The following is a 7,482-nucleotide window of genomic DNA, read 5'->3' as shown; positions in this document are numbered from 1 at the left end:
AGCGAAGCGACCCAACAGCGAAGCGACCCAACAGCGAAGCGACCCAACAGCGAAGCGACCCAACAGCGAAGCGACCCAACAGCGAAGCGACCCAACAGCGAAGCGACCCAACAGCGAAGCGACCCAACAGCGAAGCGACCCAAAAGCGAAGCGACCCAAAAGCGAAGCGACCCAAAAGCAAAGCAATCCAAAAGCGAAGCGACCCAAAAGCGAAGCGACCCAAAAGCGAAGCGACCCAACAGCGAAGCGATCCAACAGCGAAGCGACCCAACAGCGAAGCGACCCAAAAGCGAAGCGACCCAAAAGCGAAGCGACCCAACAGCGAAGCGACCCAAAAGCGAAGCGACCCAAAAGCGAAGCGATCCAACAGCGAAGCGACATCAACAAAAAAACACTTCTGTTATTAGATTTACTCTTTAATCACTTTAAACGTTATTTTGTTTTTCTCAGTTTCAGCAGATAAAAAATAAATATTACTCGATAAGTCTGACAAGTCTATTTGTAATTTATCAGTAACATTCGTTGCGTCTAACGTTTTAACCAAGCGCCCTGTTAAATCGTGTATGCTTATGTTTTTTAATTTTATATTTTCTGGATTCTTTAGTGTCACAAAATTTGATGTTGGGTTAGGATATATCGTCAAACTTGAAGTATCAAAACGAACAGTATCAATACCCAAAGTTGGGCAAGATGTATTATATACAGGACTTACACTTCCTTCGGTAGTACAATCAACAGAACCATCTGCGTTCACATAAATACTTAAGTATTCACCTGGCGCAGCTGCTGTAAAACTTAATCCTGCAAAGGTACCTGAAGCTTGTGATGCATTGTGAATCTGAGTTCCTCCAGTGCCACTTCCAAGAGGACCAGAATAGACAACGATTTCATCACAACAAGTCTCTATGGAGCCTGCTGTAAAATTGACAGTAATTATATCTGTAGAAATACCTATATTAATTGCGATAGGCTGTAAACCATCAGTACTATTATAACAAACTCCAGAGTCTACTCCTGTTAGACCACATCCTATTGATGGAATTATACAAGATGTATTATATACAGGACTTATATTTCCTTCGGTAGTACAATCAACAGAACCATCTGCGTTCACATAAATACTTAAGTATTCACCTGGCGCAGCTGCTGTAAAACTTAATCCTGCAAAGGTACCTGAACCTTGTGATGCATTGTGAATCTGAGTTCCTCCAGTGCCACTTCCAAGAGGACCAGAATAGACAACGATTTCATCACAACAAGTCTCTATGGAGCCTGCTGTAAAATCAACAACAATTATATCTGTAGGACTGCCTATATCAACTGCAATAGCTTGTAAACCATCAGTACTATTGTAACAAACTCCAGAGTCTACTCCTGTTAGACCACATCCTATACAAGATGTATTATATACAGGACTTATACTTCCTTCGGTAGTACAATCAACAGAACCATCTGCGTTCACATAAATACTTAAGTATTCACCTGGCGCAGCTGCTGTAAAACTTAATCCTGCAAAGGTACCTGAACCTTGTGATGCATTGTAAATCTGAGTTCCTCCAGTACCACTTCCAAGAGCACCAGAATAGACAACGATTTCATCACAACAAGTCTCTATAGATCCTGCTGTAAAATCAACAACAATTATATCTGTAGGAATGCCTATATCAACTGCAATAGCTTGTAAACCATCAGTACTATTGTAACAAACTCCAGAGTCTATTCCTGTTTGACCACATTGAGCCGAAGCACTTATTTGAAAGCAGCAATTGATGATAAATAATAATACTAATTTTTTCATGTTTTAGAGGGTTTTAGGGGGCTATTTATTAATTATAAATAGAAATCTGTGTGGTAATAATTCAAGCTCTTGTTGATTAGGGATTTGGTTTAAATTACCAGACTTGAAATGTAAGTCTTATTTATTTATAAATAACTATATAACACCTCATTAAATGCGGAATGAAAGTAATCCAACATTATGATAGAAAATACCTAGCGAAGCTACAAAGCAACCCGTCAATCGCGTTACACTACAAACAGATTACTTCACTAGCGTTCGTAATGACGGATCATAAGAATATACAGCGAAGCGATCCAACAGCGAAGCGATCAAAGAGCGAAGCGATCAAAGAGCGAAGCGACCCAAAAGCGAAGCGATCAAAGAGCGAAGCAACCCAAAAGCGAAGCGATCCAAAAGCGAAGCGACCCAACAGCGAAGCGATCCAAAAGCGAAGCGATCAAAGAGCGAAGCGATCAAAGAGCGAAGCGACCCAAAAGCGAAGCGATCAAAGAGCGAAGCAACCCAAAAGCGAAGCGACCCAAAAGCGAAGCGATCCAAAAGCGAAGCGACCCAACAGCGAAGCGACCCAACAGCGAAGCGATCCAAAAGCGAAGCGACCCAAAAGCGAAGCGACCCAAAAGCGAAGCGATCCAAAAGCGAAGCGACCCAAAAGCGAAGCGACCCAACAGCGAAGCGACCCAAAAGCGAAGCGACCCCAAAAGCGAAGCGACCCAAGAGATTCCCGCCTACGCGGGAAACGCGTCTCAAATCGTACAATAAGCCGTCTCCATACGTAATAAGTCGTTCAACCAAGCGTGATGTCGCAAATTTGTATCAAACAAACGATACAAACTTTACGCATCATGAAAACGATCAAAACCTATTTAAAAAGACTTACAACTCCAATTACACAAAAACATTGGTTCGCTGATGTATTATTTGCCTTCATAAGAATTGTATGTGGCCTTTTACTCGCTATTGATTTTGGCGCAAGCAAATTTGGAATGCCATGGACAGACGAAAGTCAAAATTTAAACTTATTTGAAGTGGCCGCTTGGTTTCCGGAAGATGTTGCCGAATATGGCGGAATCTTCGCGCTGTTTCCAGTACTCTTTGCTTGGTTGGGCGCATTTAGCGAAGCCGTTGGCGGACTTTTCTTAGCCCTCGGCTTGCAAACACGTATTGCTTCCTTTCTAATCATGTGTACCATGTTGGTTGCCATCTTTCTTCAGAAATGGGGACAAGGAACTTGGGGAATGCTTCCAGCCTTAGGCTTTTTATGGATTGCAGTTTACAATCTATACTTAGGTTCGGGTCGTTTCGGATTGGATTATCTAATCGCTAAAAGATTAAAGCTTGATTAAACGCAACGGATTCTTTTTCCGCAGTGTAGTATACATTTTTCGTTAAGAATTTTTGAAGCCTTGGAGAAAATTTAGAAAAATGGATACGGTTTTAGCTTTTTCAGCTAAAAACACCTCTGGAAAAAGCGCACTTTCTTTTGTTTCTTTTCTTTGTGCGAACAAAGAGAAAGAAAATAAAAAAATACCAATCAACTATTTAACTCAAACATTCTTAAAATTTCAAAAGTAAAACTTAAAACAATCATTTAATCAAAAATAAAATCATCATTATGAAAACAATCATCACAGTAATTATTTCTATCGCACTGGCAACATTCGCGCAAGCACAACAAAAAGTAAGCATTTCAGATTTTGAAAGTTTAGACAATACTAACTGGACGGGCGAATTGATGTACGTAAATTACAGTGACAGCAAAGAAGTCATATTGCCAACAACACTTAGAATTGAAGTGGAGAAAAACAAAATCATCTTTTATAAAAAATACACCACCGAAGAAAGTGCGAACGATAAAAGTACGATCAAGATTAAAAAAGACGGAACGTATTTAGGAAACGAAAAAATAATCCGTGTTCAAAGATCAACCGACGGAAGCATCGAAGTTGAAACTAGGTACGAAGGAAAAGACGCGAATAGAGACGCTACAATATACATCACCTACTCTTTTAATGAGCATCAACTTTCTATGAAGAAAGAAGTGGAATTTAAAGACGCGCCAGGGAAATTTGTCCGCAATCAATACTCATATACAGAATCATAAATTAAAGCATCATGAAAAAACTCATCATACTTTCAACCATTATCCTAGCAATTTCATTACAAAGTTGTGTTCAGGAAACACATGAGAAAACAGTCACATTTAAAGTTGATATGAATGGTCTTTCAACTGTTGAAAACGTTGGTCTTAAAGGAAACTTCACAAATCCTTCCTGGAAAGTAACAATTCCATTAACCGACGAAAATAACGATGGAATTTACGAAGGAACGTTTAGTAAAAAAACGGCGACTTCAAGCATTCGGTTCAAGTTTGTCAATCAAAAGCAATACGAATTGAAAGATCAACCAAATCGTACTTTACAGTTTGAATATAAACCGCAAACACTTGTATACGAAGCTACTTTTGATGTAGCGAAAGGAAAAACAATAGCTCATTAAATCAATATCAAAAAAAATGAAACATATCACAGTATTGTTGCTCCTGATCGGATTCTCAGGAATGGCACAAGTAAAAGGAAACAAAAAGATTAGCACGAGAACTTTTCCAATAGAAAGCGTTCAAAAGATAAAAATCAACTTTTATGCGCAAGTTACAATTGATCAATCAGCGCCAGAAGGCATGACGATTACGACCGACGAAAATCTATTTGACTTGATCGATACAGAAGTCGTTGGAAACACGCTGCATTTGGATCAGAAAGAATGGATTCAACCATCGCAGAAAGCAATAATTACCATTGGTGCACCAAACTTACGTCATGTAGAAACAGGCACACACGATGTCACAAAGGTTATCAATGTTGACAACGACTATTTGCAATTGACTTCTCCCGTAGGAACCATTATTTTAGAAGGAAAAACGAAAGAGTTACGCATTGGTGTTGAACTTGCCAAAGTGGACGCTTCTAAGTTAGTTGCCGAAAATGCCTTTGTAAATATCTGGAGTTGGGGAAATGCCAAAGTAAACGTGATCAATACGCTTCATGCGGAAGTGAGCAATAGCGGAAAACTCATCTATGTAAATTCGCCAAAAACGATCAATAAGAAAACGAAAAAAGATGGACAGATTTTAAGTCTGGCAGAAAAGAATACCGTTAAAAACCCAGATGCAGAATGGATTCGGTTTAAAATAAAGAATAATAATTTTAATAGAAATCAATTCTTTGTGATCGGACCCAAAAAAGATGGTTCAAAGTTTAGTTATGGTTTCCCGATGATGCCAAACGCCTTACGCAAAGAAAATTGGACCGTTGGTACTAAAATATACAAAGTCAATAGTTTAGGATTGCGAAAACTATTGGTTACGATTACAAAGGAAGACGCAGATACGACAGTTGAGTTGTTCTGATACAATTCCTGCAAAAGGAAAAGAAATCGCCTAAAAATTACTTTCTAGGCGATTTCTGAGTGATTCAGTTTATACCTAATTACTGATCACAATTAGCACAAGTTGGCTGAACGACTCCACCGGTTTGCGCCGTAGAAATACACGTCTCAGAAGGACATGCAAAAACGTTACTAATTAGTGCACACAAAGTACCAATTGTTGCTCCACCGACAACACTATCTTGTTGAAGCGTTGAAATAGATCTTTTGTTAAGGCTTAATGATTTGATTTCTTTCTTTTTCATAATAACATAATTTTTAAAATTATACCCAAAGTTAAGTAAGGCTGCCTGATATTATATAGAAAAATGAATGGTAGTATTCGTGATTTATAAATTACGAGTGATTACTATTTAAATGTTAATTACGGGATTCCCGTAAGTGGTTCATCATTTGTTTTTATACTTTTTTATCTAATCAAAACTTTATATTATGTTAAAAAATATTTTAGCCCTTGAGCGTATTAAAATTATAGAAAAGCAACAGCAAAAAGAAATCAATGGAGGCATTATTCATTGTAATCCTTGTAATCTTTTTCCAGGACAAACCTGTCACCTTAGTTGTCCAAAACCACCTCATAATAATTAATATCATCAAAGCGGGCTTCGGCTCGCTTTTCTTTTATCTTCTTTCTTCATAACTACTGTAATAACTGCATTTGAACACTCCACAAAATCATTCCGACACTTCAGAATAAGAGGCTAAAAAAGAGCTCTTTTTTATTTTAATTAGAAAAATATTAAACCATTACGCAAGTTTTTAGTCTAAAAAACATCTTATACTAAAACCACAATCAATTTGCCTATTAGAGAAATACTACTTTATGAATTTTAAAACCGAGACCCAATGAGAAAGTATGTATTTCTATTCCCTGTCCTAATTTTATTTTCGTGCGCATCTGATGAGGATGTTTACACAGAAATTCCAGAAGAAAACACAGACACGCCTACAATTCCAACTGATACTGAAGTAAACGGAATTGACATGTCTGACTATTTTACAATCAACTTTAGCAGCTTGCCAAATTACAGCAATCCTGATTATCCAATTCATTATGTGAATTCCGTAGGTGATACTAATGAGCCAGCTAACAATCAAGCAACTGATACAGGTGCTATTTTGGGTAGAATTTTATTTTTTGACAAGCAACTAAGCATTAATGATGCGGTTTCATGCGCAAGTTGCCATGACCAAACAATTGCTTTTACAGATAACAATCGGTTTAGCACAGGATTTGATGGTGTAAATGTTACCGGAGCACATTCCATGCGATTGTTGAATGCGCGTTTTTACGAAGGCGAATCATTCTTTTGGGACAAACGTGCGACAACCTTGGAAGATCAAACTACAGAACCAATTATCAATAGTGTAGAAATGGGCTTTGATGCCAGTAATGGCGGTTTAAATGCGTTAATCACGAAAATGAATACCATTGCCTATTACCCAGCGCTATTTGAACTTGCTTTTGGCGATGGAGCCATTACGGAAGGACGTATTCAACTAGCCTTAGCACAATACATTCGTTGCATGGTTTCTACAGATAGTAGGTTTGATGAAGCATTCGCACAAAACTACGATCCGAATGTGCCAGGAAATGGAATCAATCAAAATTTTCCACAACTTACAGCACAAGAAAACTTAGGGAAACAAATTTTCACCACCAACCAAGGTGGAATCAATTGTGCAACGTGTCATCAATTGCCAACATTTGCACTTGCTGCCAATTCAAGAAGCAATGGTTTGGATGCTGGTGAAACGATCATTTTTAAATCGCCATCGTTAAAGAATATAGCAACCTCAGCACAGTTTATGCACGACGGACGATTTACAACTTTAGCAGAAGTGGTTGAGTTCTACAATTCAGGAATTCAAAATGGTCAAGCCTTAGACAATCGCTTGCGCGATCAAAATGGGCAACCGATTCAAATGAATTTAACGCAAGCTGAAAAAGATGCCTTAGTTGCCTTTATGCAAACGTTTACTGACAATACCGTTGTCACGGATACCAAGTTTTCAGATCCTTTTATAGAATAAAATTCAGTAGACACTTACCACATAAGCTTTAAAATATTGAAAATCATTTTTTTACTTTAGTTCGCATCATTTTTATTTCAAATTTTAGAACTCATGAAATGAATCATTTGCTTGCCAAATGTGAACTCGGCGAAGCCAATCTTCGATTTCGTTTTCTTTGCTCGCACAAAGAATACTGAATCTAGTTCAGCACAGGCTTCAAC

9 protein-coding genes are annotated in these 7,482 nt (G+C 38.1%); 7 read left to right on the top strand and 2 right to left on the bottom strand.

All coding sequences use genetic code 11. The features are described from left to right. Positions 1–463, top strand: a 463-nt coding sequence (locus H2O64_RS23980) for a prolipoprotein diacylglyceryl transferase (RefSeq protein WP_215907186.1), incomplete at its 5' end; no start/stop codon positions are given. On the opposite strand, the gene H2O64_RS16760 is transcribed toward H2O64_RS23980, so the two are convergent. Next, entirely contained in the window at positions 410–1,798 is a 1,389-nt protein-coding gene (locus H2O64_RS16760) for a T9SS type A sorting domain-containing protein (protein ID WP_187563366.1), read from the bottom strand. The two genes, H2O64_RS23980 and H2O64_RS16760, sit on opposite strands and share 54 nt — an antisense overlap. 845 nt (positions 1,799–2,643) lie before the next feature. On the opposite strand from H2O64_RS16760, the gene H2O64_RS16755 reads away from it, so the two are divergent. From H2O64_RS16755 to H2O64_RS16740, 4 genes are all read left to right on the top strand, one after another. Further along, positions 2,644–3,144, top strand: coding sequence for a DoxX family protein (locus tag H2O64_RS16755; protein WP_187563365.1), 501 nt, complete (start codon positions 2,644–2,646; stop codon positions 3,142–3,144). 269 nt (positions 3,145–3,413) lie between these two features. Then, positions 3,414–3,902: a hypothetical protein gene (locus H2O64_RS16750; RefSeq protein ID WP_187563364.1), complete on the top strand. Its 489-nt coding sequence runs from the start codon at positions 3,414–3,416 to the stop codon at positions 3,900–3,902. Positions 3,903–3,913: 11 nt separating this feature from the next. Next, a complete protein-coding gene (locus H2O64_RS16745) occupies positions 3,914–4,297 on the top strand; it encodes a hypothetical protein (RefSeq protein WP_187563363.1) in 384 nt (127 codons plus the stop codon). Positions 4,298–4,313: 16 nt separating this feature from the next. Continuing rightward, entirely contained in the window at positions 4,314–5,207 is an 894-nt protein-coding gene (locus tag H2O64_RS16740; protein WP_187563362.1) for a head GIN domain-containing protein, read from the top strand. 79 nt (positions 5,208–5,286) lie between these two features. Here the strand turns inward: H2O64_RS16740 and H2O64_RS16735 are convergent, their stop codons facing one another. Beyond that, a complete protein-coding gene (locus H2O64_RS16735; RefSeq protein ID WP_187563361.1) occupies positions 5,287–5,490 on the bottom strand; it encodes a hypothetical protein in 204 nt (67 codons plus the stop codon). A gap of 187 nt (positions 5,491–5,677) precedes the next feature. Here H2O64_RS16735 and H2O64_RS16730 point away from each other — a divergent pair, with 187 nt between their 5' ends. Both H2O64_RS16730 and H2O64_RS16725 read left to right on the top strand, forming a co-directional pair. Continuing rightward, positions 5,678–5,833, top strand: coding sequence for a hypothetical protein (locus H2O64_RS16730; RefSeq protein WP_187563360.1), 156 nt, complete (start codon positions 5,678–5,680; stop codon positions 5,831–5,833). Positions 5,834–6,091: 258 nt separating this feature from the next. After that, positions 6,092–7,279, top strand: a complete 1,188-nt coding sequence (locus H2O64_RS16725) for a cytochrome-c peroxidase (RefSeq protein ID WP_187563359.1) — start codon at positions 6,092–6,094, stop codon at positions 7,277–7,279. The last annotated feature ends 203 nt before the right edge of the window (positions 7,280–7,482 follow it).

Origin of the sequence: Kordia aestuariivivens (assembly GCF_014397005.1) — a bacterium.
Taxonomy (GTDB): Bacteria; Bacteroidota; Bacteroidia; order Flavobacteriales; family Flavobacteriaceae; genus Kordia; species Kordia aestuariivivens.
The sequence above is the reverse complement of the archived record's forward strand: the minus strand, read 5'-3'. Positions and strand labels throughout refer to the sequence as shown.